Annotated in this window: 25 protein-coding genes and 2 tRNA genes; 21 read left to right on the plus strand and 6 right to left on the minus strand. The window is 63.8% G+C overall.

Annotated features, from left to right (window positions below):
• Positions 1-64: 64 nt before the first annotated feature.
• From speB to rplM, 3 genes are all read right to left on the minus strand, one after another.
• Positions 65-1,015, minus strand: coding sequence for an agmatinase (speB, locus tag SIN08_RS06475; RefSeq protein ID WP_322450759.1), 951 nt, complete (start codon positions 1,013-1,015; stop codon positions 65-67).
• 108 nt (positions 1,016-1,123) lie between these two features.
• A complete protein-coding gene (gene rpsI / locus SIN08_RS06480; protein ID WP_322450760.1) occupies positions 1,124-1,606 on the minus strand; it encodes a 30S ribosomal protein S9 in 483 nt (160 codons plus the stop codon).
• The gene (gene rplM, locus SIN08_RS06485; protein ID WP_322450761.1) at positions 1,599-2,072 is read right to left on the minus strand and encodes a 50S ribosomal protein L13; all 474 of its coding nucleotides are present in this window, start codon (positions 2,070-2,072) and stop codon (positions 1,599-1,601) included. The genes rpsI and rplM overlap by 8 nt, the downstream gene beginning before the upstream one ends.
• A gap of 349 nt (positions 2,073-2,421) precedes the next feature.
• Between rplM and SIN08_RS06490 the strand changes: the two genes are divergently transcribed.
• The 8 genes from SIN08_RS06490 to hupB all read left to right on the plus strand — a co-directional run bounded on the left by SIN08_RS06490 (position 2,422) and on the right by hupB (position 11,128).
• Positions 2,422-3,243, plus strand: coding sequence for an enoyl-CoA hydratase (locus SIN08_RS06490; protein ID WP_322450762.1), 822 nt, complete (start codon positions 2,422-2,424; stop codon positions 3,241-3,243).
• A complete protein-coding gene (locus SIN08_RS06495) occupies positions 3,243-3,668 on the plus strand; it encodes a VOC family protein (protein WP_322450903.1) in 426 nt (141 codons plus the stop codon). Before SIN08_RS06490 ends, SIN08_RS06495 begins: the two co-directional genes overlap by 1 nt.
• Positions 3,665-4,186, plus strand: coding sequence for a CoA-binding protein (locus tag SIN08_RS06500; protein WP_322450763.1), 522 nt, complete (start codon positions 3,665-3,667; stop codon positions 4,184-4,186). Before SIN08_RS06495 ends, SIN08_RS06500 begins: the two co-directional genes overlap by 4 nt.
• Positions 4,187-4,313: 127 nt before the next feature.
• The gene (locus SIN08_RS06505) at positions 4,314-5,597 is read left to right on the plus strand and encodes an O-acetylhomoserine aminocarboxypropyltransferase (protein ID WP_322450764.1); all 1,284 of its coding nucleotides are present in this window, start codon (positions 4,314-4,316) and stop codon (positions 5,595-5,597) included.
• Positions 5,598-5,793: 196 nt separating this feature from the next.
• A complete protein-coding gene (gene clpP, locus SIN08_RS06510; protein ID WP_322450765.1) occupies positions 5,794-6,426 on the plus strand; it encodes an ATP-dependent Clp endopeptidase proteolytic subunit ClpP in 633 nt (210 codons plus the stop codon).
• A gap of 290 nt (positions 6,427-6,716) precedes the next feature.
• The gene (gene clpX / locus SIN08_RS06515; RefSeq protein ID WP_322450766.1) at positions 6,717-7,991 is read left to right on the plus strand and encodes an ATP-dependent Clp protease ATP-binding subunit ClpX; all 1,275 of its coding nucleotides are present in this window, start codon (positions 6,717-6,719) and stop codon (positions 7,989-7,991) included.
• Between the two features lie 253 nt (positions 7,992-8,244).
• Positions 8,245-10,659, plus strand: coding sequence for an endopeptidase La (gene lon / locus SIN08_RS06520; protein WP_322450767.1), 2,415 nt, complete (start codon positions 8,245-8,247; stop codon positions 10,657-10,659).
• Positions 10,660-10,855: 196 nt separating this feature from the next.
• Positions 10,856-11,128, plus strand: coding sequence for a DNA-binding protein HupB (gene hupB, locus SIN08_RS06525; RefSeq protein WP_322450768.1), 273 nt, complete (start codon positions 10,856-10,858; stop codon positions 11,126-11,128).
• Between the two features lie 107 nt (positions 11,129-11,235).
• On the opposite strand, the gene SIN08_RS06530 is transcribed toward hupB, so the two are convergent.
• Positions 11,236-11,311 (minus strand) — tRNA-Val (locus SIN08_RS06530).
• A gap of 200 nt (positions 11,312-11,511) precedes the next feature.
• Between SIN08_RS06530 and SIN08_RS06535 the strand changes: the two genes are divergently transcribed.
• Positions 11,512-11,588 (plus strand) — tRNA-Asp (locus tag SIN08_RS06535).
• 138 nt (positions 11,589-11,726) lie between these two features.
• Here SIN08_RS06535 and SIN08_RS06540 read toward each other — a convergent pair.
• Together SIN08_RS06540 and SIN08_RS06545 are read right to left on the minus strand one after the other, a co-directional pair.
• Positions 11,727-12,104: a hypothetical protein gene (locus SIN08_RS06540; protein ID WP_322450769.1), complete on the minus strand. Its 378-nt coding sequence runs from the start codon at positions 12,102-12,104 to the stop codon at positions 11,727-11,729.
• Positions 12,105-12,170: 66 nt separating this feature from the next.
• Positions 12,171-13,295, minus strand: a complete 1,125-nt coding sequence (locus SIN08_RS06545; protein ID WP_322450904.1) for a winged helix-turn-helix domain-containing protein — start codon at positions 13,293-13,295, stop codon at positions 12,171-12,173.
• 492 nt (positions 13,296-13,787) lie between these two features.
• On the opposite strand from SIN08_RS06545, the gene SIN08_RS06550 reads away from it, so the two are divergent.
• From SIN08_RS06550 to nuoK, 12 genes are all read left to right on the plus strand, one after another.
• The gene (locus SIN08_RS06550; protein ID WP_322450770.1) at positions 13,788-14,153 is read left to right on the plus strand and encodes an NADH-quinone oxidoreductase subunit A; all 366 of its coding nucleotides are present in this window, start codon (positions 13,788-13,790) and stop codon (positions 14,151-14,153) included.
• Complete coding sequence (locus tag SIN08_RS06555; protein WP_322450771.1) at positions 14,144-14,716, plus strand: NuoB/complex I 20 kDa subunit family protein; 573 nt, start codon at positions 14,144-14,146, stop codon at positions 14,714-14,716. The genes SIN08_RS06550 and SIN08_RS06555 overlap by 10 nt, the downstream gene beginning before the upstream one ends.
• Positions 14,717-14,725: 9 nt before the next feature.
• On the plus strand, positions 14,726-15,325 hold the full coding sequence (locus SIN08_RS06560; protein WP_322450772.1) for an NADH-quinone oxidoreductase subunit C: 600 nt from the start codon (positions 14,726-14,728) through the stop codon (positions 15,323-15,325).
• Between the two features lie 9 nt (positions 15,326-15,334).
• Positions 15,335-15,769, plus strand: coding sequence for a GFA family protein (locus SIN08_RS06565; RefSeq protein ID WP_322450773.1), 435 nt, complete (start codon positions 15,335-15,337; stop codon positions 15,767-15,769).
• On the plus strand, positions 15,762-16,952 hold the full coding sequence (locus SIN08_RS06570) for an NADH-quinone oxidoreductase subunit D (protein WP_322450774.1): 1,191 nt from the start codon (positions 15,762-15,764) through the stop codon (positions 16,950-16,952). Before SIN08_RS06565 ends, SIN08_RS06570 begins: the two co-directional genes overlap by 8 nt.
• Positions 16,952-18,220: an NADH-quinone oxidoreductase subunit E gene (locus SIN08_RS06575; protein WP_322450775.1), complete on the plus strand. Its 1,269-nt coding sequence runs from the start codon at positions 16,952-16,954 to the stop codon at positions 18,218-18,220. The genes SIN08_RS06570 and SIN08_RS06575 overlap by 1 nt, the downstream gene beginning before the upstream one ends.
• A 10-nt stretch (positions 18,221-18,230) precedes the next feature.
• The gene (nuoF, locus tag SIN08_RS06580) at positions 18,231-19,535 is read left to right on the plus strand and encodes an NADH-quinone oxidoreductase subunit NuoF (protein WP_322450776.1); all 1,305 of its coding nucleotides are present in this window, start codon (positions 18,231-18,233) and stop codon (positions 19,533-19,535) included.
• A 54-nt stretch (positions 19,536-19,589) separates the two neighbouring features.
• Positions 19,590-21,671: an NADH-quinone oxidoreductase subunit NuoG gene (nuoG, locus tag SIN08_RS06585; protein WP_322450777.1), complete on the plus strand. Its 2,082-nt coding sequence runs from the start codon at positions 19,590-19,592 to the stop codon at positions 21,669-21,671.
• 11 nt (positions 21,672-21,682) lie between these two features.
• Positions 21,683-22,726 carry an NADH-quinone oxidoreductase subunit NuoH gene (gene nuoH / locus SIN08_RS06590; protein WP_322450778.1) on the plus strand — a complete coding sequence of 348 codons (1,044 nt, stop codon included), beginning with the start codon at positions 21,683-21,685 and terminating at the stop codon, positions 22,724-22,726.
• Between the two features lie 28 nt (positions 22,727-22,754).
• Positions 22,755-23,246: an NADH-quinone oxidoreductase subunit NuoI gene (gene nuoI / locus SIN08_RS06595; protein ID WP_322450779.1), complete on the plus strand. Its 492-nt coding sequence runs from the start codon at positions 22,755-22,757 to the stop codon at positions 23,244-23,246.
• A gap of 136 nt (positions 23,247-23,382) precedes the next feature.
• A complete protein-coding gene (locus SIN08_RS06600; RefSeq protein WP_322450780.1) occupies positions 23,383-24,003 on the plus strand; it encodes an NADH-quinone oxidoreductase subunit J in 621 nt (206 codons plus the stop codon).
• Positions 24,004-24,008: 5 nt separating this feature from the next.
• On the plus strand, positions 24,009-24,317 hold the full coding sequence (gene nuoK / locus SIN08_RS06605; RefSeq protein ID WP_322450781.1) for an NADH-quinone oxidoreductase subunit NuoK: 309 nt from the start codon (positions 24,009-24,011) through the stop codon (positions 24,315-24,317).

Here is a 24,317-nt window from a genome sequence, read left to right on the forward strand (position 1 = left end):
GGTCTCAAATGGTGGAATCGGTTTCCGCAATCAATCCGGAGAATGCGGAGGTTCGCAGCCCGATCTATCGCTGCTTTCTCTCGGCCAAGAGGCCCAGATAGTGCATGGCCACCGACGCCCCTGCAATGGCGGTGATGTCGGCTTGGTCGTAGGCGGGCGCGACCTCGACGATGTCGGCGCCGACGATGTCGAGCCGGCCGAGATGGCGAAGCACCGAGAGCATCCTTGCGGAGGACGGGCCGCCGGCGACGGGCGTTCCCGTGCCCGGGGCAAAGGCCGGATCCAGGCAGTCGATATCGAAGGTGATGTAGGCCGGGATGTCGCCGACATGGTCCGTGATGGCTTCGGCGATGTCCTTCGCCCGCATCTCCTCCACCTCATAGCCGTAGAGCATGCGGATGCCGCAATCCTCGGGCGCGTGCGTACGAATGCCAATCTGGATGGAGCGGGCGGGATCGATGACGCCCTCGCGCACCGCGCGGCCGACGAAGGCGCCGTGGTCGATCCGCTTGCCGTCGTCGGGCCAGGTGTCCTGGTGGGCGTCGAACTGGACGAGGGCGAGCGGCGCGCCGTGCCTTGCCGCGTGTGCCTTCAGCAGGGGCCAGGTGACGGAATGATCACCGCCCAGCGAGACAAGAAAGGCACCGGCACTGATGATCTTCGCGGCCTCGGCTTCGATAATGTCGGGAACTTCCTGCGGATAGCCGTAATCGAAGAGGCAATCGCCGTAATCGACGACGGCGAGGGCGGCGAAAAGGTCGAGGCCGAAGGGATATTGCGGATCGTTGTCGAAAATCGCCGAGGCCCGACGGATCGCCTGCGGCCCGAAGCGCGCGCCCGGCCGGTTCGACACCGCGGCATCGAAGGGAAGCCCCCATACCACCGCATCGGCGCCGTCCGCTTCCTTGGTGAAGCGGCGACGCATGAAGGACAGCGCGCCGGCGTAGGTGGGGTCGGCCGCCGCACCGAGGGACTGGCGGGCGGTGAAGGCGTGGTCAATCGTATTTGACGGCATGGCAAGTGTTCCTTCGAAGCGGTTCAATGGCTACGGACGAGGAACGCTTCGTGCAACAAAAAAAGCGGGCCCGAAGGCCCGCTTTCCAATCCGTTTGCGTCCCGAGCCTTAGCGCTTGGAGAACTGGAAGGAGCGACGGGCCTTGGCACGGCCGTACTTCTTGCGCTCCACCACGCGGCTGTCGCGGGTGAGGAACCCGCCCTTCTTCAGGACCGTGCGCAGCTCCGGTTCGTAGTGGGTCAGCGCCCTGGAAATGCCATGGCGCACCGCGCCCGCCTGGCCGGACAGACCGCCGCCCACCACGGTGGCGACGATGTCGTACTGGCCATTGCGGTTGGCAGCCACGACCGGCTGCTGCAGGATCATCTGCAGGACGGGCCGCGCGAAATACTGCTCGAATTCCTTGCCGTTGACGGTGATCTTGCCGGAGCCCGGCTTCACCCAGACGCGGGCGATGGCGTTCTTGCGCCTGCCGGTGGCGTAGGCGCGGCCTTGGGCATCGACCTTCTGCACATAAACCGGAGCTTCGGCCTCAGGCGCCGTCGCCTGGGTTGCCTCGCCAAGCTCCTGGAGGGAATTGATTTCAGCCATATGCCTGGACCCTTACATTCTTCTTGTTCATCACGACCAAGTCCAGCTTCTCGGGCTGCTGCGCCTCGTGCGGATGGTCGGGACCCGCGTAGACACGCAGGTTCTTCATCTGACGACGTCCGAGCGGCCCGCGCGGGATCATGCGCTCGACGGCCTTCTCGACCACGCGCTCGGGAAAGCGGCCCTCGAGGAGATCGCGCGCCGTGCGCTCCTTGATGCCGCCGGGATGGCCGGTGTGCCAGTAATACTTCTTGTTGCGGTACTTGCCGCCGGTGAAGACCACCTTGTCGGCGTTGACAATGATGACGTTGTCGCCGTCATCGACATGGGGCGTGTAGGTGGGCTTGTGCTTGCCGCGCAGGCGGTTGGCGACGATGGAGGCGAGGCGGCCGACCACGAGCCCTTCGGCGTCGATCAGCACCCACTTCTTCTCCACCTCCGCAGGTTTCTGCGAGAAGGTTTTCATAATCGTCCTGTCCGTGTTTCGAACCCTGCCGGGGCAGGGCGTTTCTTGTTGCTTCAACCGATGGCCTCGGAGGCCCTCGAAAGTCGGGCGAATGCCACGATCCGCGGGCTTATAAGTGGGGCAGGAGATCAAGTCAAGCACAAGATTCGCTCGCATGTGATGAAAAGCGAATGAAAAACAAGTGGATATGAGAAAGGTATCATTTTACCGCATTCCGGCGAGCTCAGGGATGGCAAACGCCGTCCCTGAGGCAGGGGACTTGGTCATTGACGGCTGATCTTGCGGCCGGCCTGTGCTAGGTCTGATGTCGTTGCGATGCCCGCATCGGGGCGCAGGAGAGGAGGTGAGCATGGCCGATATCGACGCACCTGCCGTTGCCGAGACGGCGGCGCTGGTCGACAGCCGGATCACGGAAGGCGTATGCACGCTGACGCTGCACAACCCGCCGGCCAACGCGTTGTCCATCGCCATGATGGAGGCGCTCGAGGCTGCGCTTGAGCGTGCGCGCGAAGATGCGGCCATGCGCGTGATCGTTCTCGCGCATGAAGGCAAGGTGTTCTCCGCCGGCCATGACCTTAAGGAAATGACCGCGCGCAGGCGGGACCCGGACAGGGGCAGGGCGTTTTTCGCCGACACCATGGCGCGCTGCGCCGGCCTCATGCAGGCGATCGTCCGTCACCCCAAGCCGGTCATCGCCGCCGTCGGCGGCGTTGCCACGGCGGCCGGCTGCCAATTGGTCGCCTCCTGCGATCTCGCCGTGGCGAGCGAGCGGGCCCGTTTTGCCACGCCCGGCGTGAATATCGGCCTTTTCTGCTCCACGCCCATGGTCGCGCTCTCCCGCAATATCTCGCGCAAGCAGGCGATGGAGATGCTCCTGACCGGCGAGATGATCGACGCCGAGACGGCGTGTTCCCACGGTCTGGTCAATCGGGTGGTGGCACATGACACGCTGGAACGCTCGGCCATGGAGCTCGCCGGGACCGTCGCGTCGAAATCGCCCTTGACGCTGAAGATCGGCAAGGAAGCCTTTTACGCCCAGGCCGAGATGGGGCTCGCCGAAGCTTATGAATACACGGCCCGGGTGATGGTCGACAACATGATGGCGCGCGATGCGGAGGAGGGGATCGGCGCCTTCATCGACAAGCGCGAACCGGAGTGGAAGGGAGAATGATGGAACCGCGCATTTCGATCATCACGCTCGGCGTTGACGATCTCGATCGGGCCGCGGAGTTCTACGAGGCGATGGGGCTGGAACGGAACCAGAAGATCACCGAGGGGGTGGCCTTCTTCCAGATGGGCGGCATGATCCTGGCGCTCTGGCCGCGCGAGGAGCTTGCCGAGGATGCCGGCTTCCAGGAGAGCAGGCCGGGCTTCTCCGGCGTGGCACTCGCCTACAACACACGTTCCGAGGCCGAGGTGGGCCTTGTCCTCGAACGCGCGGAGAAGGCGGGCGGCCGCGTCGTCAAGCCGGCGCAGCGCGCTTTCTGGGGCGGGGTCCAGGGCTATTTCACCGATACCGAGGGCAATCTCTGGGAGGTCGCCTACAACCCGGACTTTCCAATCGACGAGGAAGGCCGTATTACGCTGCCCGAATGAACCACGACGCCTACGACAACGCCTATATCGCCGGCATTCTCAACAGCGTGAGAAGCATTGCCGTCGTCGGCGCCTCGGCCAACGACGTGCGGCCGAGCTTCTTCGTCACCAAGTATCTCATCGACAAGGGATACAAGGTCTTCCCGATCAATCCGGGCCAGACGGGCAAGGAGATCGCGGGCGCCGTGGCCTGCGCCTCGCTCGCCGATCTTCCCGAACCGGCGGACATGGTCGACATCTTTCGCGCTTCGAGCGCGGTGCCGGGGATCACCGACCAGATCCTCGCCATGGACCCGCTGCCGAAGGTGGTCTGGATGCAGCTGACCGTGCGCGATGATGCTTCCGCGGCGCGGCTGGAGGAGAAGGGCATCAAGGTCGTCATGAACCGCTGCCCGAAGATCGAGTACGGCAGGCTGTCGCGCGAGATCGGCTGGAATGGGGTGAACAGCCGCGTCATCTCCTCGAAAAAGCCGATCCTGCGGCAGGGTTTCCAGAGTTTCGGCATCCGCCAGCGGTGACCCCTACGGGCCGGCATGCGCTCCCATAAAGTTCCAGGCACTGCCGGGAAATTGGGCAAAACTTCTTTGCCTTCGCGCGCCGTCTCTGTATTGATTGCGCGGAATAATTGCTACCGGAGGAGACCCCATGAACGAGCGCACGCCCGGCTTCAACACGCTCGCCGTCCATGCCGGCGCCCAGCCCGACCCGGCGACCGGTGCCCGCGCCACGCCGATCTACCAGACCACTTCCTATGTGTTCGACGATGTCGACCACGCCGCATCGCTCTTCGGGCTGAAGTCCTTCGGCAACATCTACACCCGCATCATGAACCCCACCCAGGCGGTGCTCGAGGAGCGCATCGCCGCGCTCGAGGGGGGCACGGCGGCGCTGGCCACCGCTTCCGGCCACGGGGCGCAGCTTCTCGTCTTCCATACGCTCATGCAGCCGGGCTGCAACTTCATCGCCGCGCGCAAGCTCTACGGCGGCTCGATCAACCAGTTCGGCCACGCCTTCAAGAACTTCGACTGGCAGGTGCGCTGGGCGGACCCGGACGATATCGACGGCATCGAAAGCCAGATCGACGAGAAGACCCGGGCGATCTTCGTCGAGAGCCTGGCCAATCCGGGCGGCACCTTCGTGGATCTGGAGAAGATCGCCGAGGTGGCGCATCGGCACGGTCTGCCCTTCATCGTCGACAACACCATGGCGACGCCGTATCTCCTGCAGCCGATCGACCATGGCGCCGATATCGTGGTCCATTCGCTTACCAAGTTCATGGGCGGGCACGGCAACTCCATCGGCGGCGCGCTGGTCGATTGCGGCACCTTCGACTGGTCGAAATCCGGCAACTACCCGATGCTGTCGGAGCCCAGGCCCGAATATGGCGGCGTGGTGCTGCACGAGACCTTCGGCAACTTCGCCTTCGCCATCGCCGCGCGCGTGCTCGGCCTGCGCGACTTCGGCCCGGCCATCTCGCCCTTCAACGCCTTCCTGATCCTGACCGGCATCGAAACCCTGCCGCTCAGGATGCAGCGTCACTCCGAAAACGCGCTGAAGGTGGCCAAGTGGCTGCAGGAGCATCCGGCGGTCGCCTGGGTCTCCTATCCGGGCCTGCCGGACGATGCTAATCATCCGCTGATGCAGAAATATTCGCCGAAGGGGGCGGGCGCCGTCTTCACCTTCGGCCTGAAGGGCGGCTTCGATGCCGGCGTGAAGGTGGTGGAAGGCGTCGAACTGCACTCGCACCTCGCCAATATTGGCGACACCAAGTCCCTCATCATCCATCCTGCCTCGACCACTCACCGGCAGCTTTCGGACGAACAGAAGGTGGCGGCGGGCGCGGGGCCGGATGTCATCCGTCTGTCCATCGGCATCGAGGACGTCGAGGATATCATCGCCGATCTGGAGCAGGCGCTGGCGAAAGTGTGAGGCGGCTGATTGGAGGCGCCTCTCGCCCGGAGGTGGAGAGGGCCTCCGGGCGGGCTGCGGAAGGGATGTCGCGCGGCATTTTCGCTCTGCCCTTGCGCGAAGGGAATGTGGCGTCCTATTTATCGGCTACGAACTGACCGAATCTGCCGTCTCGCGCCTTGCCGGGCGCGCGCTTCCAAATCGAAAGGTGCACTTCATGCCCACCCCCGTCGAGACCGCGATGAATCTGGTGCCGATGGTCGTCGAGCAGACCAACCGCGGCGAGCGCGCCTATGACATCTTTTCGCGTCTCCTGAAGGAACGCATCATCTTCATCACCGGGCCGGTCGAAGACGGCATGGCCTCGCTGGTCTGTGCGCAGTTGCTCTTTCTCGAGGCCGAAAACCCGAAGAAGGAGATCGCGCTCTACATCAACTCGCCGGGCGGCGTCGTGACCAGCGGCATGGCCATCTACGACACGATGGAGTTCATCCAGCCGCCGGTCTCCACGCTCTGCGTCGGCCAGGCGGCCTCGATGGGCTCGCTGCTTCTGTGTGCTGGCGCCAAAGGCATGCGCTTCGCCACGCCGAACGCACGGCTCATGGTCCATCAGCCTTCCGGCGGGTTTCAGGGCCAGGCCTCGGACATCGAGCGCCACGCCCAGGACATCATCAAGCTGAAGCGGCGGCTGAACGAGGTCTATGTCAAGCACACGGGCCAGGACTACGAAACCATCGAGAAGACGCTCGACCGCGATCACTTCATGAGTTCAGAGGAAGCGGTGGAGTTCGGCCTCATCGACAAGGTGATCACGCATCGCGAGGCGATCGAGAGGCCGCAGGCCACTTGAGTTGCGGCAGCGGGACTGGATGAACGGAAAGCCCGAAAATAGCCGGGGGTTGCGTCATTTCCGTCACAATTTCCTGTTCCCTAAGCGGCGGCAACCGCTTACGTTAAGCCAATGTTGAAATTCGACACCCTAGGCTTCGCTGGGGATTGTTGCCGCGCTTTCCGATTTGTGTTTCGTTCGGAAATCGAAAATGGGGTGAAGTGGTGGGGAACCAAACCCCTCCTTTCTTCGCTCTCCCGGCAGATAACCCCGTATCAAGGGGCGCCGGTGGTACTGAAAGGACATGAGAGATGAGCAAGATCAGCAACAGCGGCGGTGATTCCAAGAACACGCTGTACTGCTCGTTTTGCGGCAAGAGCCAGCACGAGGTGCGCAAGCTGATCGCCGGCCCGACCGTCTTCATCTGCGACGAATGCGTCGAGCTGTGCATGGACATCATCCGCGAGGAGAATAAGTCCTCGATGGTGAAGTCGCGCGAGGGCGTGCCCACCCCGCAGGAGATCATCAAGGTTCTCGACGATTACGTGATCGGCCAGGATCACGCCAAGCGCGTGCTCTCCGTCGCCGTGCACAACCACTACAAGCGCCTGGCGCACGCCGGCAAGAACCCGGACGTGGAGCTGGCCAAGTCCAACATCCTGCTGATCGGGCCGACGGGCTGCGGCAAGACGCTGCTCGCCCAGACGCTGGCGCGCATCATCGACGTGCCCTTCACCATGGCCGACGCCACGACGCTCACCGAGGCGGGCTATGTGGGCGAGGATGTGGAGAACATCATCCTCAAGCTGCTGCAGTCGGCGGACTACAATGTCGAGCGCGCCCAGCGCGGCATCGTCTATATCGACGAGATCGACAAGATCTCGCGCAAGTCCGACAACCCCTCGATCACGCGTGACGTGTCGGGCGAGGGCGTGCAGCAGGCGCTGCTCAAGATCATGGAGGGCACGGTCGCCTCCGTGCCGCCCCAGGGCGGGCGCAAGCATCCGCAGCAGGAATTCCTGCAGGTGGACACCTCCTCGATCCTGTTCATCTGCGGCGGCGCCTTCGCGGGGCTCGAGAAGATCATCTCCGACCGTGGCCGCAAGACCTCGATCGGCTTTGCCGCCGACGTGGCTTCGCTCGAGGATCGCCGCGCGGGCGAGCTTTTGGGCCAGGTCGAGCCGGAGGACCTTCTGAAATTCGGCCTCATCCCGGAATTCGTCGGCCGCCTGCCTGTGCTGGCGACGCTGGAGGACCTGGACGAACAGGCGCTGGTCCAGATCTTGTCGGAGCCGAAGAACGCGCTGGTCAAGCAGTATCAGCGCCTATTCGAGATGGAGAACGTGGAACTGACCTTCCACGAGAACGCGCTGCTGGCGATCGCCCGCAAGGCGATCGAGCGCAAGACGGGAGCGCGCGGCCTGCGCTCCATCATGGAGGCCATCCTGCTCGACACCATGTTCGAGCTGCCGGCGCTGGAAGGCGTTCAGGAGGTGGTGATCTCGGACGAGGTGGTCAGCGGCAATGCGCGCCCCCTCTACATCTACGCCGAGCGTGAAAAGGAAAAGGGCAGCGTTAGCGCGTGAGACCGGCAATCCGTCGACGGGGGGACCATCTACCGGCCCTGGAGGCCGGGCGCCCCCGGTCGATACGGTGTTGGAATTGCCGGGCTTCTACCCTTGATCTCAAGGCTCCGCGCCTCCACCTAAGGCAGCAAGTGGTGGCGGGTTTCGTTCCGGATGGTGTTGCAGCCGGCAAGCTTTCCAAGAGCGGAACGACGTCTTTCATATGAGGTCCGCGATCGGCTTTCGAGCGGTCGCGGCATAAAAAGGCTGAACAATGACTGAGACCCCGAAAACTTCCGGTGACACCCTCTTTCCGGTCTTGCCGTTGCGCGACATCGTGGTGTTTCCGCACATGATCGTGCCGCTCTTCGTGGGGCGCGAGAAGTCGATCAAGGCACTGGAAGAGGTGATGGGGGCTGAAAAGCAGGTGCTGCTGGCCACCCAGATGAACGCCGCCGACGACGATCCCGATCCGAGCGGGATCTACGATGTCGGCACGCTCGCCAATGTGCTGCAATTGCTCAAACTTCCCGACGGGACCGTGAAGGTGCTCGTCGAGGGTGCCGCGCGTGCGCGCATTTCCGGCTTCACCGAGCGCGAGGACTACCACGAGGCGCGTGCCTCGCTCTTGCACGATCCCAAGGAGGACGAGGTCGAGATCGAGGCGCTTGCCCGTTCCGTCGTCGCCGACTTCGAGAATTATGTGAAGCTCAACAAGAAGATCTCGCCCGAGGTCGTCGGCGCGACGAGCCAGATCGAGGATTACTCGAAGCTCGCCGACACGGTGGCTTCGCACCTGGCGATCAAGATCCCGGAAAAGCAGGAGATGCTGGCCACGCTGTCGGTGCGCGAGCGGCTCGAAAAGGCCATGGGCTTCATGGAGGCCGAGATTTCCGTCCTCCAGGTGGAGAAGCGCATCCGCTCCCGCGTCAAGCGGCAGATGGAGAAGACGCAGCGCGAGTACTACCTCAACGAGCAGATGAAGGCCATCCAGAAGGAGCTCGGCGAGGGCGAAGACGGCCGCAACGAGGCGGCCGAGCTCGAGGAGCGCATCAAGAAGACCAAGCTGTCGAAGGAAGCGCGCGAAAAGGCGGAAGCGGAGTTGAAGAAGCTCCAGACCATGTCGCCCATGTCGGCGGAAGCGACCGTCGTGCGCAACTATCTCGACTGGCTGCTCTCCATCCCCTGGAAAAAGAGCTCCAAGGTGCGCAACGACCTGGGCTTTGCCGAGGAGGTGCTCGACGCGGACCATTTCGGACTGGAAAAGGTCAAGGAACGCATCGTCGAGTATCTCGCGGTGCAGAGTCGGCAGAAGAAGCTGAAGGGACCGATCCTGTGCCTTGTCGGCCCTCCCGGCGTCGGCAAGACCTCGCTCGGCAAGTCGATCGCCCGGGCCACCGGACGCGAGTTCGTGCGCATGGCGCTGGGCGGCGTGCGTGACGAGGCCGAGATCCGCGGACACCGGCGCACCTATATCGGCTCGATGCCCGGCAAGGTCATCCAGTCGATGCGCAAGGCCAAGAAGTCCAATCCGCTCTTCCTGCTCGACGAGATCGACAAGATGGGCATGGACTTCCGCGGCGATCCGTCCTCGGCGCTGCTCGAGGTCCTGGATCCGGAGCAGAACTCGACCTTCATGGACCATTACCTCGAGGTCGAATACGACCTGTCGAGCGTGATGTTCGTGACGACGGCGAATACGCTGAACATCCCGCCGGCACTGATGGACCGGATGGAGATCATCCGCATCGCCGGTTACACCGAGGACGAGAAGGTCGAGATCGCCAAGCGGCATCTCCTGCCCAAGGCCGTGCGCGAGCATGCGCTGAAGGAAGAGGAGTTCTCCATCACCGACGGCGCCATGCAGGCGATCATCCGCACCTATACGCGGGAAGCCGGTGTGCGTAACCTCGAGCGCGAATTGATGAAGCTCGCCCGCAAGGCCGTCACCGAGATCACCAAGACGGGTGTCGAGACGGTGGAGGTCACCGAGGAGAACCTGGCCGACTATCTCGGCGTGCCACGCTTCCGCTTCGGCGAGGCCGAGGGCGAGGACCAGGTCGGTGTCGTCACCGGGCTCGCATGGACCGAGGTCGGCGGTGAGTTGCTCACCATCGAGGGCGTCATGATGCCCGGCAAGGGCAAGATGACGGTCACGGGCAACCTGCGCGACGTGATGAAGGAGTCGATCTCCGCGGCCGCCTCCTATGTCCGCTCGAAAGCGGTCGATTTCGGCGTCGAGCCACCGATCTTCGACAAGAAGGACATCCACGTGCACGTGCCCGAGGGCGCCACGCCGAAGGATGGTCCTTCCGCCGGTGTCGCCATGGTGACGGCCATCGTTTCCGTCGCGACGGGCATCCCGGTCCGCAAGGATATCGCCATGACCGGCGAGATCACGCTGCGCGGGCGAGTGCTGCCCATCGGCGGACTGAAGGAGAAGTTGCTCGCCGCACTCCGCGGCGGTCTCAAGACGGTGCTGATCCCGGAAGAGAACGCCAAGGACCTGGCCGACATTCCGGAGAACGTGAAGAACGCCCTGGAGATCGTGCCGGTCGCCCGCGTCGGCGAGGTTCTGGAGCATGCGCTCGTGCGCATGCCCGAGCCCATCGAATGGGTGGAACCCGTCGCCGCGGCCCAGAAGGTGGACGTCTCCGAGGAGGCGGGAAGCCAGACTGTCGCCCATTGATTGTGGCCTGAGATCGGCCGAAAAAACGAAAGCCGGCCCTTTCGGGCCGGCTTTTTATTGGAAAACCCCGGAAATCCGGGGAATTTTCGCTTTTCCGGCTCATTTCCCGCTTGGTCGGCAAGTTGGTTCTTCATAAACTGCGCCGCATGCCGGTTGAGTCGATCTCCGGCCGTTATCAAGAAGGGGTTTGTTGTTTATGAACAAGAACGAGCTGGTATCCGCCGTGGCTGACCAGGCCGGCATCTCCAAGGGCGATGCGCAGTCCGCAGTCGACGCGGTTTTTTCCGTCATCACGGGCGAGCTGAAGAAGGGGGGCGACGTCCGGCTTGTCGGCTTCGGCAATTTCAGCGTCTCGCGGCGCGAGGCCACCACGGGCCGCAACCCGCAGACCGGCGCCGAGGTTCAGATTCCGGCCCGCAACGTACCGAAATTCTCCGCCGGCAAGGGCCTGAAAGACGCGATCAACTGATCGCCCGACAGGATCTGTTCAAGGAAAGCCGGGCTTCGACCCGGCTTTTCTGCGTTCTGGGGGAGAGGGGTGAAGCGTGCCGTGGTTGGCAGCAGGGTGCGAGATTGTGGTGGGCGATGAGAGACTCGAACTCCCGACATCTTCGGTGTAAACGAAGCGCTCTACCAGCTGAGCTAATCGCCCCAGGGTCGCGGTGCCGGCCGGACGGCCGGCTCTCAAGCCCGTCCGTTTAGGCGGTTCGTGGTCCGATCGCAAGCGGAAATCGCGCGTCGGCATCGTCCGTGTGAATTCAGCCAGCAAAGCACCTTGGACCTGCTTGACAGGGCATCAGGAAGCGCCTAAGTGACCGCCACGACGCCACGCAAATCAGCGGCGTCGGTCGCGCGGGTGTAGCTCAGTTGGTTAGAGTGCCGGCCTGTCACGCCGGAGGTCGCGGGTTCGAGCCCCGTCACTCGCGCCATTTCCTTCCAAAGTGAGATTATCTCGGGCAGCGTGGCCCTCCAGTGCCGTACGCCCGCGTGGGCGCACAAAGCCCTGTCTGCGCCGAACCTGCAGGTTGTGTTTTCCGAACATCGATTCTCGTTTTCAGGCCGAGGTGTTAGCGCTTGAGGCTGACGCCGAAGGCGAGGTGGGTGACCTTGCCGCGGGTCAGGCGCACCATGCGCGGATTCTCGGTGGTCACGCGATAGCCCGTGGGGAGCGTCCGCGTGTCGAGCTTCAGCACGAAGGCCGAGCCGAAGGGGCCGCCTGGGGCCTGTGGGCAGGCGATGTGGAACCGCCCCTTGGCATCCGTGCTGACGAGCAGGCCGGAGACGGTGGCAAGCCGCACGCCGGGCAGGCCCGGCTCGCCGGGATCCTGATAGCCGTTGCCGTTGCGGTCCTCGAACACGCTCCCGGTGATGTCGCTGCATTCGAGCGGCTGCGCGGCCGCGCTCGGGGCGAGGAGGAGAAGAAGGGAAAGGGCACGGGCGAACATCGATTCTACTCCTTACAAAGGACAATCGCCCCCTGAAATCCCGGGCACCTTAACGGAAAGATCTCATCAACGGGTTTCCAGATCCACGTCAAGACGATTCAATTCCTCAGCCGCCTTCAGCGTGCCCGCAAGGTCGCCTCGCTCGCCGATCTCCACGCGCTTGAGGCCGAGCCATGAGGCCATTTCCGACAACGCCGCCCGCAGCTCCGCCGCCGTTTCGGGCGGGGCGCCTGGCTCGGCATGGGCAGCCTGCACGCGCAAGACGCCCCGCTGACGGTCGGCCTTGAGATCGACGCGCGCGACGAGCCCTTCGTCCAGGAGGAAGGGGAAGACGTAATAGCCGTAGACCCGCTTCTCGGCGGGCGTATAGATCTCGATGCGGTAGCGGAAGTCGAACAGGCGCTCCGTGCGCGCGCGTTCCCAGACGAGCGGATCGAAGGGGGCGAGCAGCGCCCGCGCGCGAACCTTTCTCGGCAGGCGTGCTTCGCGATGCATATAGGCCTGCTGCGGCCAGCCCTTCACCGCGACGGGCACGAGCGTGTCGGCTTCCACCAGCTCCTCGATACGGGCGTGGCAATCGGCCGGCGGCAGGCGGAAATAGTCGCGCAGGTCGCTTGCCGTGCCGACGCCGAGCGCCCGCGCCGCGATCTCGACGAGCCCGCGCATGGCGTCCTCGGGCGCGGGGGTGGGCGTGGCGAGGATCTCCGGCGGCAGCACCCGCTCGGGCAGGTCATAGAGCCGCTCGAAGCTAGGCTTGCGCGAATGCGTCGTGACGTGTCCCGCCCAGAAGAGCCATTCGAGCGCGCGCTTGGCGTCGCTCCACTGCCACCAGCCGGAAGTGCCCGTGTGCCCGTCGATGTCGGAGGCGGCGAGGGGACCGCGGCGGGCGACCTCGGCCAGCACCTCGTCGATGAAGGCACGCCGCTCGCATCCGAAGCGGGCGAGGCCGCCGTAGATTCCCTTGCCGTCGGCCGCGCGCTCCATGCGCCAGCGCAGGAGCGGTTGCGTCTCGACGGGCAGGAGGGATGCCTCGTGTGCCCAGTATTCGAACAGGACACGCGGCCGGCGCGCGGCGCCACGCTCCAACAGGCTGGTGCGGTAGGGCCCCAGACGCGAGAAGAGCGGCATGGTGTGCGCGCGGGTGGCCACATTGACCGAATCGATCTGGAAGAGCCCGATGCGGCCCAGCACGCGCATCATGTGCCGCCGCTCCACCAGGCCTTTCGGTCGTCGATCGCCAAAGCCTTGCGCGGCGAGGACAATTCGTCGCACATGCCGTTGTGTCAGCCTCTCACCGTTTGGCACGGATCTTCCACCTCCCTTGTCGACTTCGCGCGCAGGCTAGCGTTCCGGCGCCGGACCGGCCACCCGTTTGGCCCGTTCCACGTCTTCACTGCTGACATTTTCTGGATAACCCGCGGAGGGAGGCTTCACGGCGCATGTAAATATTCCTACATGGGGGATATCCGCTGGCTTCAGGGGGCGGGCAGGCGGGGTTCGGTCCTTGCGGGTAAGGGGCATACCATGCCCCATTCTTGCCAAGGTTTGACTTGCGTCCCCTGACCGCCTGCGCTAACCCTCGCCGCGTTGCAACAAGGGCCTTGCCGCGCTGCGGGCCGCCGGCGGTGGTGTTATGCGCCCAGTACGGAGCCTCGCCTCACGCGGGCAACGGAAAGTCGGACGATGAACGATCTCTTGAGTTCATATCTACCCATCATCATCTTCCTCGCGGTCGCGCTGGGATTGTGTACGGTGCTGATCATCGCCCCGTTCATCGTCGCCTACCGCAACCCCGACCCGGAGAAGCTGTCCGCCTATGAGTGCGGCTTCAACGCCTTCGACGATGCGCGCATGAAGTTCGATGTGCGCTTCTACCTGGTCGCCATCCTCTTCATCATCTTCGATCTCGAGGTGGCGTTCCTGTTTCCCTGGGCGGTGTCCTTCGGCGAAATCGGCTGGTTCGGCTTCTGGTCCATGATGATCTTCCTGGGCGTGCTGACGATCGGCTTTATCTATGAATGGAAGAAGGGAGCGCTGGAATGGGATTGAACGACACGCTCGTCGCGCCCGCGCCCCGCGGCATCATCGACCCGAATACGGGCAACCCGGTCGGCAAGGACGACCCCTTTTACGGCTCCATCAACGAAGAGCTGACCGACAAGGGCTTTCTCGTCACCTCGTCCGAGGCGCTGATCACCTGGGCGCGCACCGGTTCGCTCATGTGGATGACCTTCGGGCTCGCCTGCTGCGCGGTGGAGATGATGCACGTCTCCATGCCGCGCTACGACGCCGAGCGCTTCGGCGTCGCCCCGCGCGCTTCCCCGCGCCAGTCCGACGTGATGATCGTCGCCGGCACGCTGACCAACAAGATGGCGCCGGCGCTGCGTAAGGTTTACGACCAGATGCCGGAGCCCCGCTACGTCATCTCCATGGGCTCCTGCGCGAACGGCGGCGGCTACTACCACTATTCCTATTCGGTGGTGCGCGGCTGCGACCGCATCGTGCCCGTCGACATCTACGTGCCGGGCTGTCCGCCGACCGCGGAAGCGCTGCTCTACGGCATTCTTCTTCTACAGAAGAAGATCCGCCGTGCCGGCACGATCGAACGGTAGGAGCGAGCCATGAGCGAAGCGCTGAAGGACCTTGCGGCTTACATTACCGAGAAGCTCGACGCCCAGATCCAGGATGCGATGGTCGCCTATGGCGAGTTGACGCTGTTCGTGGAGCCGGGCGACATCATCGACGTGCTGAACTTCCTGAAGACGGACGTTCAGTGCCAGTTCTTCGCCTTCGTCGATATCTCGGGCGTCGACTATCCCGAGCGCGACAAGCGCTTCGAGATCGTCTATCACCTTCTCTCGCCGCGCCAGAACCAGCGTATCCGCGTGAAGGTGTCGACGGACGAGGACACGCCGGTGCCTTCGGTGGTCGAGGTGTTTCCGGCGGCAGACTGGTACGAGCGCGAGATTTACGATCTCTACGGCGTCCTTTTCTCCGACCACCCGGACCTGCGCCGCATCCTGACGGACTACGGCTTCGAGGGGCATCCTCTCAGGAAGGACTTCCCGCTCACCGGCTTCGTGCAGGTGCGCTATGACGGGGATGCCCGGCGAGTCATCTACGAACCGGTGGAGCTGCGCCAGGAGTTCCGCAACTTCGATTTCCTCTCGCCCTGGGAGGGGACGGATTACGTCCTGCCCGGCGATGAGAAGGCGAACTGAGGCTGCGTGATGGGCAAGAACGCAAAGCTGAACGGTCGGTGCCTGTGCGGCGCGGTGCGCTTCGAGGCGACACCGCTCGAACATCAAATGGGCGTATGCCATTGCGGCATGTGCCGGCGCTGGTCGGGCGGGACTTTCATGGCGGTTGAATGCGAAGGTCTGCAAATCGTCGGTGAGGAACCGGCCATTTACCGCTCCTCGGACTGGGGCGAGCGGGGTTTTTGCCGCAAGTGCGGCTCATCGCTGTTCTGGCGCGGTGTCGGCGGTGACCGTGCCGCCGTGTCGATCCATGCATTCGAGGACCCGGACGCGTTTGCATTCGTGTCGGAGATATTCGTCGATGAAAAGCCCGCCAACTACGCCTTCGCGAACGATACCAAGAAAATGACGGGAGCGGAGGTCATTGCGGCCTTCACCGCCAAACAGGACTCCGGAAATGCCTGAGACGCAAGTCCGCAACTTCAACATCAACTTCGGCCCGCAGCATCCCGCCGCGCATGGTGTTTTGCGCCTGGTGCTGGAGCTCGACGGCGAGGTGGTGGAGCGGGTCGATCCGCATATCGGGCTTCTGCACCGAGGCACCGAGAAGCTGATCGAGCACAAGACCTATCTGCAGGCGATCCCCTATTTCGACCGGCTCGACTACGTCGCGCCGATGAACCAGGAGCATGCCTTCGCGTTGGCGATCGAAAAGCTTCTGGAGATCGACGTGCCGATCCGCGGACAGCTCATCCGCGTGCTCTATTCCGAGATCAGCCGTATTCTGAACCATCTCTTGAACGTCACCACGCAGGCCATGGATGTCGGCGCGCTCACGCCGCCGCTCTGGGGCTTTGAGGAACGCGAGAAGCTGATGGTCTTCTACGAGCGCGCCTCCGGCTCGCGCATGCATGCGGCCTATTTCCGGCCTGGCGGCGTGCATCAGGACCTGCCCGAAAAGCTCGTCGAGGATATCGGCAAGTGGATCGATCCGTTCTTCAAGACCCTCGACGATCTCGACGAACTGCTGACGGAAAACCGCATCTTCAAGCAGCGCAACGTGGATATCGGCGTCGTCAGCCTCGAGGATGCGTGGGCCTGGGGCTTCTCCGGCGTGATGGTGCGCGGGTCGGGCGCGGCCTGGGACCTGCGCAAGAGCCAGCCCTACGAGTGCTATCGGCAATTGGATTTCGACATCCCGGTCGGCAAGAACGGTGACAATTACGACCGCTATCTCATCCGGATGGAAGAGATGCGCCAGTCGGCGAAGATCATGCGCCAGTGCGTCGAGCAGCTCCTCGGCAAGCAGCGCGTCGGTCCCGTCTCCAATGAGGACGGAAAGGTGGTGCCGCCCAAGCGTGGGGCGATGAAGCGCTCCATGGAGGCGCTCATCCATCACTTCAAGCTCTACACGGAGGGCTATCACGTGCCGGCCGGCGAGGTGTATGCGGCGGTCGAGGCGCCGAAAGGCGAATTCGGCGTGTACCTGGTCTCCGACGGCACCAACAAGCCCTACCGCTGCAAGCTGCGCGCACCGGGCTTTGCCCATCTCCAGGCAATGGATTTCATGTGCCGGGGCCATCTTCTGGCCGACGTCGCCGCCGTGCTTGGCTCCCTCGACATCGTTTTTGGTGAGGTAGACAGATAATGTCAGTCCGCCGTCTCGCAGACGAAGCCATCCAGCCCTCAGGCTTTGCCTTCACCAGGGAGAACAAGGCCTGGGCGAAGGAGACGATCAAGAAATATCCCAAGGGACGGCAATATTCGGCCGTCATTCCGCTTCTCATGCGTGCCCAGGAGCAGGAGGGCTGGGTGACCCGCGCCGCGGTCGAGCATGTCGCCGAGATGCTCGACATGCCGCTGATCCGCGTCCTGGAGGTCGCAACCTTCTACACCCAGTTCCAGCTCGAGCCCGTTGGCACGCGCGCTCATGTCCAGGTGTGCGGCACCACGCCCTGCATGCTGCGCGGCGCGGGCGACCTGATCGACGTTTGCAAGAAGAAGATCAATCCTGAGCCGTTCAAGACGAACGAAGAGGGCACGCTCTCCTGGGAGGAGGTCGAGTGCCAGGGCGCCTGCGTCAACGCGCCCATGGTGATGATCTTCAAGGACACGTACGAGGATCTGACGCCGGAGCGCCTGGAAGAGATCATCGACGCCTTCGAAGCCGGCAAGGGCGATACCGTCGAGCCCGGATCGCAGGTCGAGCGTTTCACCTCGGCGCCGGCATCCGGCTTTACCACGCTGACCGACGAAAGCGCCATCATCAAGTTCCCCAGCGCCGGCGGTTCGGGCGAGGGGCGCAGCCGCAAAGGCGAAGCCCATGTACCGCCCTCGCGCGCTGGCCGGCCGCGCACCGGGGCGATGGTGACGGATGCGGCAATCAAGTCGCCTTCACCCGAAAAGACCCGCAGCAACGGCGAGAAGCGTGCCAGTGTGACACCGCCGCGCCAGGACGAGGTCCAGGCGGACCGCGTGGCCGAGGAGGCCGAGCTTTCCGGGCGCGGCCGCAAGCACAGCGATCATGCGCATTCGGAGGAGCCGGCGCTACGCTCGCCAAGGCTGAAGAAGGCCAAGGCCGCGCCGGCGACCGAACGCGGTCCCGAATCGCCTGAAAGGGCACCCGCGCCGAAGAGCGACAAGGACAGGCCGCAGGGAATAGAGCGGCCCGAACGGCCCGACGATCTGAAGATGATCTCCGGCGTCGGCCCGAAGATCGAGGGCATTCTCAATGATCTGGGAATTTACACCTACGCGCAGATCGCCAAGTGGAAGAAGGCGGAGCGCGAATGGGTGGATTCCTATCTGCGCTTCAAGGGTCGGATCGAGCGCGACGACTGGGTGAAACAGGCCAAGGCGCTCGCCAAGGGCGGTGCCGCCGAATACGAGCGCGTATTCGGCAAGAAGCCGCGCTAAGGAGAGAAAGATGCTGGAAGACAAGGATCGCATCTTCACCAATATCTACGGCCGGTTCGACCGTTCGTTGAAGGGTGCCATGGCGCGTGGCCACTGGGACAACACCAGGGCCATCCTGGACAAGGGCCGGGACTGGATCCTCAACGAGATGAAGGCCTCCGGCCTGCGTGGCCGCGGCGGCGCAGGTTTCCCGACGGGGTTGAAATGGTCCTTCATGCCGAAGGAGTCCAACGGCCGGCCGCACTATCTGGTCGTCAATGCCGACGAATCGGAGCCCGGTACCTGCAAGGATCGGGACATCATGCGCCACGACCCGCACACACTGGTCGAGGGCTGCCTCGTCGCCGGGTTCGCCATGGGCGCGCACGCCGCCTACATCTATGTGCGCGGCGAGTTCATCCGCGAGCGCGAGGCGCTGCAGGCGGCGATCGACGAGTGTTACGAGGCGGGGCTCCTCGGCAAGGACAACAAGAACGGCTGGGATTTCGACGTCATCGTCCATCACGGCGCCGGCGCCTATATCTGCGGCGAGGAGACCGCGCTTTTGGAAAGCCTCGAGGGCAAGAAGGGTCAGCCGCGGCTCAAGCCCCCGTTCCCGGCCAATGTCGGGCTTTACGGTTGCCCGACAACCGTCAACAACGTGGAATCGATCGCGGTCGCGCCGACGATCCTGCGCCGCGGCGCTTCCTGGTTCTCCTCCTTCGGCCGCGAGAACAACGCCGGCACCAAGCTTTTCTGCATCTCCGGCCACGTGGAAAACCCGTGTACGGTCGAAGAGGAGATGTCGATTCCCTTCCGCGAGCTCATCGAACGCCATTGCGGTGGTATTCGCGGCGGCTGGGACAATCTGCTGGCGGTCATTCCCGGCGGCTCGTCGGTGCCGCTGGTTCCGGCCGAGCAGATCATCGACGCGCCGATGGACTTTGACAGTTTGCGTGACCTGAAGTCCGGTCTCGGCACAGCGGCGGTCATCGTCATGGATAAATCCACCGACATCGTGAAGGCGATCGCCCGGCTCTCCTATTTCTACAAGCATGAAAGCTGCGGCCAGTGCACGCCCTGCCGCGAGGGCACGGGCTGGATGTGGCGCGTGATGGAGCGGCTCGTGCGCGGCGAGGCGCACCGCCATGAGATCGACATGCTGCTCGACGTCACCAAGCAGGTGGAGGGCCACACGATCTGCGCGCTGGGCGATGCGGCGGCCTGGCCGATCCAGGGCCTGATCCGGCATTTCCGCCCGGAGATCGAGCGGCGCATAGACGAGTTCACCCGCAATGCCCACCGCGCGGAGCCCGCGCTGGTGGCGGCGGAATAAGAAGAACCACAAAGGGTTTTGCTCGCGCGAGCAAACAGTTAGCGGACGGCGATAATGGCTAAGTTGAAAGTCGACGGCACGGAGATCGAGGTTCCCGATCACTACACGCTGCTGCAGGCTGCGGAGGAGGCGGGGGCCGAGATTCCGCGCTTCTGCTTCCATGAGCGGCTGTCCGTCGCCGGCAACTGCCGCATGTGCCTGGTTGAGGTGAAGGGCGGACCGCCGAAGCCGGCTGCCTCCTGCGCCATGGGTGTGCGGGACTTGCGCCCGGGCCCCAACGGCGAGCCGCCGGAAATCTTTACCAAGACGCCGATGGTGAAGAAGGCGCGCGAGGGGGTGATGGAGTTCCTGCTCATCAACCACCCGCTCGATTGCCCCATCTGCGATCAAGGGGGCGAGTGCGACCTGCAGGACCAGGCCATGGCCTATGGCGTCGACTCCTCGCGTTTCCACGAGAACAAGCGCGCCGTCGAGGACAAGTATATCGGCCCGCTGGTCAAGACGATCATGACGCGCTGCATCCATTGCACGCGCTGCGTCCGCTTCACCACCGAGGTGGCCGGCATTTCCGAGCTCGGCGCCACGGGCCGCGGCGAGGACATGGAGATCACCACGTATCTGGAGCAGGCGATGACGTCGGAGCTCCAGGGCAATGTGATCGACCTTTGCCCCGTCGGCGCCCTGACGTCGAAACCTTACGCTTTTCAGGCGCGACCCTGGGAACTGTCGAAAACCCAGTCCGTCGACGTGATGGACGCGGTCGGCTCGGCCATTCGCGTCGATGCGCGCGGCCGCGAGGTGATGCGCATCATGCCCATCGTCAACGAGGCGGTGAACGAGGAGTGGATCTCCGACAAGACGCGCTTCGTATGGGACGGCCTCAGGACCCAGCGCCTCGACCGGCCCTATGTGCGCAAGGGCAGGCGCCTTGAGCCGGCCACCTGGCCGGAGGCTTTCGACGCGGTCAGGAAGGCAGTGGCCAAGGCGGCGCCGGAGAAGATCGGCGCGATTGCCGGTGATCTGGCCGGTGTCGAGGAGATGTATGCGCTGAAGCTGCTGATGCAGTCGCTCGGCTCTCCCAATCTCGACTGCCGGCAGGACGGCACTGCGCTCGACCCGGCGCTCGGCCGCGCAAGCTATGTCTTCAATCCCACCATTGAAGGCATCGACGAGGCCGACGCGCTGATCATTGTCGGCGCCAATCCCCGTTTCGAGGCTTCGGTGCTCAATGCCCGCATCCGCAAGCGCTGGCGCATGGGGGAGTTCCCGATCGGCGTCGTCGGCGAGGCGGCGGACCTGCGCTACGACTATGAGCACCTCGGTGCCGGCCCGGAGACGCTCGCCGAACTGGCCGGCGGCAAGGGCAGGTTTTTCTCGACGCTGAAGAAGGCGAAGCGCCCGATGGTCATCGTCGGGCAGGGAGCGCTCGCCCGTCCCGACGGACGCGGCGTGCTGGGTCAGGCGGCGAAGCTCGCCAATGCCGTGGGCGCCGTGACGGCGGACTGGAATGGATTCGCAGTGCTGCATACGGCAGCCGCGCGTGTCGGCGGTCTCGACCTCGGCTTCGTGCCGGGCGAAGGCGGCAAGGATGTCGTCGGCATGATGGGTGCGATGGACGTGCTCTTCCTGCTCGGTGCCGACGAGATCGACATGAACGCCACCGGCGACGCCTTCACGGTCTATATCGGTACCCATGGCGATGCCGGCGCCCACCGCGCCGACGTTATCCTGCCCGCCGCCACCTATACGGAAAAGTCCACCACCTATGTGAACACGGAGGGCCGCGTGCAGATGACCAACCGCGCCGGGTTCGCCCCGGGAGACGCCAAGGAGGACTGGGCGATCCTGCGCGCGCTGTCGGACGTTCTGGGCCACAAGCTGCCCTTCGATTCGCTGCCCGCGCTGCGCGCCAAGCTTTATGCGGATCATCCGCATCTCGCCGCGATCGATGCCGTCGAGGCAGGAGCACCGGCCGATGTGCTGGAGCTTTCCAAGGTGGGCGGCGAACTCGACAAGGCGCCGTTCGCCTCGCCGATCAAGGATTTCTATCTCACCAATCCGATCGCGCGGGCATCGGCCGTGATGGCCGAGTGCTCGGCCCTGGCGCGCGGTGAACTCAAACAGGCGGCCGAGTAGGGGCGATGGCGATGGAAACCTTCTTCAGCGTATATGTGCTTCCGGGTCTCGTCATCCTCCTGCAGTCGGTGGCGCTCATCGTCATCCTGCTGATCAGTGTGGCCTATCTTCTTTATGCCGATCGCAAGGTCTGGGCCGCCGTGCAGTTGCGCCGCGGACCGAACGTGGTCGGCCCCTGGGGACTCCTGCAGGCCTTCGCCGATCTTTTGAAATTCGTCTTCAAGGAGCCGGTCATTCCCTCCGGCGCCAACAAGGGCGTCTTCCTCATCGCCCCGCTCGTGGCCGCTACCCTGGCGATCGCCGCCTGGGCGGTGATCCCGGTCAACGAGGGCTGGGCGATCGCCGATATCAATGTCGGCATCCTCTATGTCTTCGCCATCGCCTCGCTGGAGGTCTATGGCGTCATCATGGCCGGCTGGGCTTCGAACTCGAAGTATCCGTTCCTGGGCGCCTTGCGCTCGGCCGCGCAGATGGTCTCCTACGAGGTCTCCATCGGCTTCGTCATCGTCACCGTGCTTCTGGCCGTCGGATCTCTCAACCTGACCGACATCGTGCTTTCGCAGCGCGATGGCCTCGGCACCATGGTCGGCCTGCCGAACAGCTTCCTCGACTGGCACTGGCTGGCGCTGTTTCCGATGTTCATCATCTTCTTCGTCTCTGCACTTGCCGAGACGAACCGGCCGCCCTTCGATCTGGTGGAGGCCGAATCGGAGCTCGTGGCCGGCCACATGATCGAGTATTCCTCGACGGCCTTCCTGCTCTTCTTCCTTGGCGAGTATGTCGCCATCGTCCTGATGTGCGCGCTCACCACCATCCTCTTCCTGGGAGGGTGGCTGCCGCCATTCGACTTCGCGCCCTTCACCTGGGTGCCGGGCGTGATCTGGTTCACGCTCAAGGTGGTGGCCATGTTCTTCATGTTCGCCTTGGTGAAGTCGTTCGTGCCGCGCTACCGCTACGACCAGCTCATGCGCCTTGGCTGGAAAGTATTCCTGCCGATCTCGCTCTTCATGGTCGCGGCGACGGCGGCGTTCCTCAAGCTGACGGGTCTGGCATGACCCGTCGCATTTTCGCTGGAGAATGACCATGTCGGCTCTTGCACAGGCCGCGAAAAGCCTCCTCCTGAAGGAGTTCGTTGGCGCCGTGATCCTTTCGATGCGGCAATTCTTCGCGCCGAAATACACGGTGAACTACCCGCACGAGAAGGGGCCGATCTCACCGCGCTTCCGCGGCGAGCATGCGTTGCGCCGCTATCCCAACGGCGAGGAGCGTTGCATCGCCTGCAAGCTGTGCGAGGCGATCTGCCCGGCCCAGGCCATCACCATCGAGGCCGGTCCGCGCCGCAATGACGGTACGCGGCGCACCGTGCGCTACGACATCGACATGGTGAAGTGCATCTATTGCGGCTTTTGCCAGGAGGCCTGCCCGGTGGACGCCATCGTCGAGGGGCCCAATTTCGAGTTCGCGACGGAAACGCGCGAGGAACTTTATTACGACAAGGAAAAGCTGCTGGCCAACGGGGACCGCTGGGAACGCGAGCTGGCGCGCAATATCGAACTGGACGCACCCTATCGCTGAGGTGGCGGCGATTGCGGGAGTGGACGAGGGCGGGGTGCTCGTCTAAGAGACACATGCCGAAAAGGTCGCCTCAAAAGGGCGGCGAAACAGACCGGACGCCAGGCGCCGGCAACGAGAAAAAGTGCCGAGGGAATCGATGCTGACAGGATTAGGGGCGATCTTCTTCTACCTCTTCGCCTTCGTTGCGGTCGCGGCGGCCTTCATGGTCATCTCCGCGCGCAACCCCGTTCATTCGGTGCTCTACCTCATCGTCACCTTCTTCAACGCCGCCGCCCTTTTTCTCCTCACCGGGGCCGAGTTCCTGGCGATGATCATGCTCATCGTCTATGTGGGTGCGGTCGCCGTGCTTTTCCTGTTCGTGGTCATGATGCTCGACGTGGACTTCGCCGAGCTGAAGCACGGTGCGCTGCAATATGCGCCGATCGGCGCCCTGGTGGGCCTCATCCTGGCGGTGGAGCTGGTCGTGGTGCTGGGCGGTTACGCATTCTCGCCGGAAATCGCCGCGGAGGTGGCCAAGCCCACGCCGGACATTGCGGTGCGCCATAATACGGCGGCTCTGGGCGACATCCTCTACACGGACTACTTCTTCTTCTTCCAGGTGGCAGGCCTCATCCTGCTCGTGGCCATGGTGGGAGCGATCGTGCTCACCCTGCGCCACAAGGAGAATGTGAAGCGGCAGAACATCAGCGAGCAGGTGGCGCGGACCCCGGCGACGGCCATCGAGGTCCGCAAGGTGGAAACGGGCGAGGGGATCTGAGGATCATGGAAATCGGCATCGCACATTATCTCACCGTCTCGGCCATCCTGTTCACGCTCGGCGTGTTCGGCATTTTTCTCAACCGCAAGAACGTGATCATCATCCTGATGTCCATCGAGTTGATCCTGCTCGCGGTGAACCTGAACTTCATCGCTTTCTCCGCAGTGCTGGGCGATCTCGTGGGGCAGGTTTTCGCATTGTTTGTGCTCACTGTCGCCGCTGCAGAAGCGGCAATCGGCCTTGCCATTCTCGTGGTTTTCTTCCGCAACCGCGGCTCCATCGCGGTGGAAGACATCAACATGATGAAGGGCTGA

The sequence above is a fragment of the Chelativorans sp. M5D2P16 genome (assembly GCF_034427935.1).
Taxonomy (GTDB): Bacteria; Pseudomonadota; Alphaproteobacteria; order Rhizobiales; family Rhizobiaceae; genus Chelativorans.

Bases quoted from the DNA above. Each gene is read 5' to 3' on its own strand.
- nuoF (WP_322450776.1), top strand. From the start codon at position 18,231: ATGCTGGAAGACAAGGATCGCATCTTCACCAATATCTACGGCCGGTTC.
- rplM (WP_322450761.1), bottom strand. From the start codon at position 2,072: ATGAAAACCTTCTCGCAGAAACCTGCGGAGGTGGAGAAGAAGTGGGTG.
- SIN08_RS06565 (WP_322450773.1), top strand. From the start codon at position 15,335: ATGGGCAAGAACGCAAAGCTGAACGGTCGGTGCCTGTGCGGCGCGGTG.
- hupB (WP_322450768.1), top strand. From the start codon at position 10,856: ATGAACAAGAACGAGCTGGTATCCGCCGTGGCTGACCAGGCCGGCATC.
- SIN08_RS06570 (WP_322450774.1), top strand. From the start codon at position 15,762: ATGCCTGAGACGCAAGTCCGCAACTTCAACATCAACTTCGGCCCGCAG.
- SIN08_RS06550 (WP_322450770.1), top strand. From the start codon at position 13,788: ATGAACGATCTCTTGAGTTCATATCTACCCATCATCATCTTCCTCGCG.
- nuoH (WP_322450778.1), top strand. From the start codon at position 21,683: ATGGAAACCTTCTTCAGCGTATATGTGCTTCCGGGTCTCGTCATCCTC.
- nuoK (WP_322450781.1), top strand. From the start codon at position 24,009: ATGGAAATCGGCATCGCACATTATCTCACCGTCTCGGCCATCCTGTTC.
- SIN08_RS06555 (WP_322450771.1), top strand. From the start codon at position 14,144: ATGGGATTGAACGACACGCTCGTCGCGCCCGCGCCCCGCGGCATCATC.
- rpsI (WP_322450760.1), bottom strand. From the start codon at position 1,606: ATGGCTGAAATCAATTCCCTCCAGGAGCTTGGCGAGGCAACCCAGGCG.
- SIN08_RS06560 (WP_322450772.1), top strand. From the start codon at position 14,726: ATGAGCGAAGCGCTGAAGGACCTTGCGGCTTACATTACCGAGAAGCTC.
- SIN08_RS06575 (WP_322450775.1), top strand. From the start codon at position 16,952: ATGTCAGTCCGCCGTCTCGCAGACGAAGCCATCCAGCCCTCAGGCTTT.
- nuoG (WP_322450777.1), top strand. From the start codon at position 19,590: ATGGCTAAGTTGAAAGTCGACGGCACGGAGATCGAGGTTCCCGATCAC.
- clpX (WP_322450766.1), top strand. From the start codon at position 6,717: ATGAGCAAGATCAGCAACAGCGGCGGTGATTCCAAGAACACGCTGTAC.
- lon (WP_322450767.1), top strand. From the start codon at position 8,245: ATGACTGAGACCCCGAAAACTTCCGGTGACACCCTCTTTCCGGTCTTG.
- SIN08_RS06600 (WP_322450780.1), top strand. From the start codon at position 23,383: ATGCTGACAGGATTAGGGGCGATCTTCTTCTACCTCTTCGCCTTCGTT.
- SIN08_RS06540 (WP_322450769.1), bottom strand. From the start codon at position 12,104: ATGTTCGCCCGTGCCCTTTCCCTTCTTCTCCTCCTCGCCCCGAGCGCG.
- SIN08_RS06490 (WP_322450762.1), top strand. From the start codon at position 2,422: ATGGCCGATATCGACGCACCTGCCGTTGCCGAGACGGCGGCGCTGGTC.
- SIN08_RS06495 (WP_322450903.1), top strand. From the start codon at position 3,243: ATGGAACCGCGCATTTCGATCATCACGCTCGGCGTTGACGATCTCGAT.
- speB (WP_322450759.1), bottom strand. From the start codon at position 1,015: ATGCCGTCAAATACGATTGACCACGCCTTCACCGCCCGCCAGTCCCTC.
- SIN08_RS06505 (WP_322450764.1), top strand. From the start codon at position 4,314: ATGAACGAGCGCACGCCCGGCTTCAACACGCTCGCCGTCCATGCCGGC.
- nuoI (WP_322450779.1), top strand. From the start codon at position 22,755: ATGTCGGCTCTTGCACAGGCCGCGAAAAGCCTCCTCCTGAAGGAGTTC.
- SIN08_RS06500 (WP_322450763.1), top strand. From the start codon at position 3,665: ATGAACCACGACGCCTACGACAACGCCTATATCGCCGGCATTCTCAAC.
- clpP (WP_322450765.1), top strand. From the start codon at position 5,794: ATGCCCACCCCCGTCGAGACCGCGATGAATCTGGTGCCGATGGTCGTC.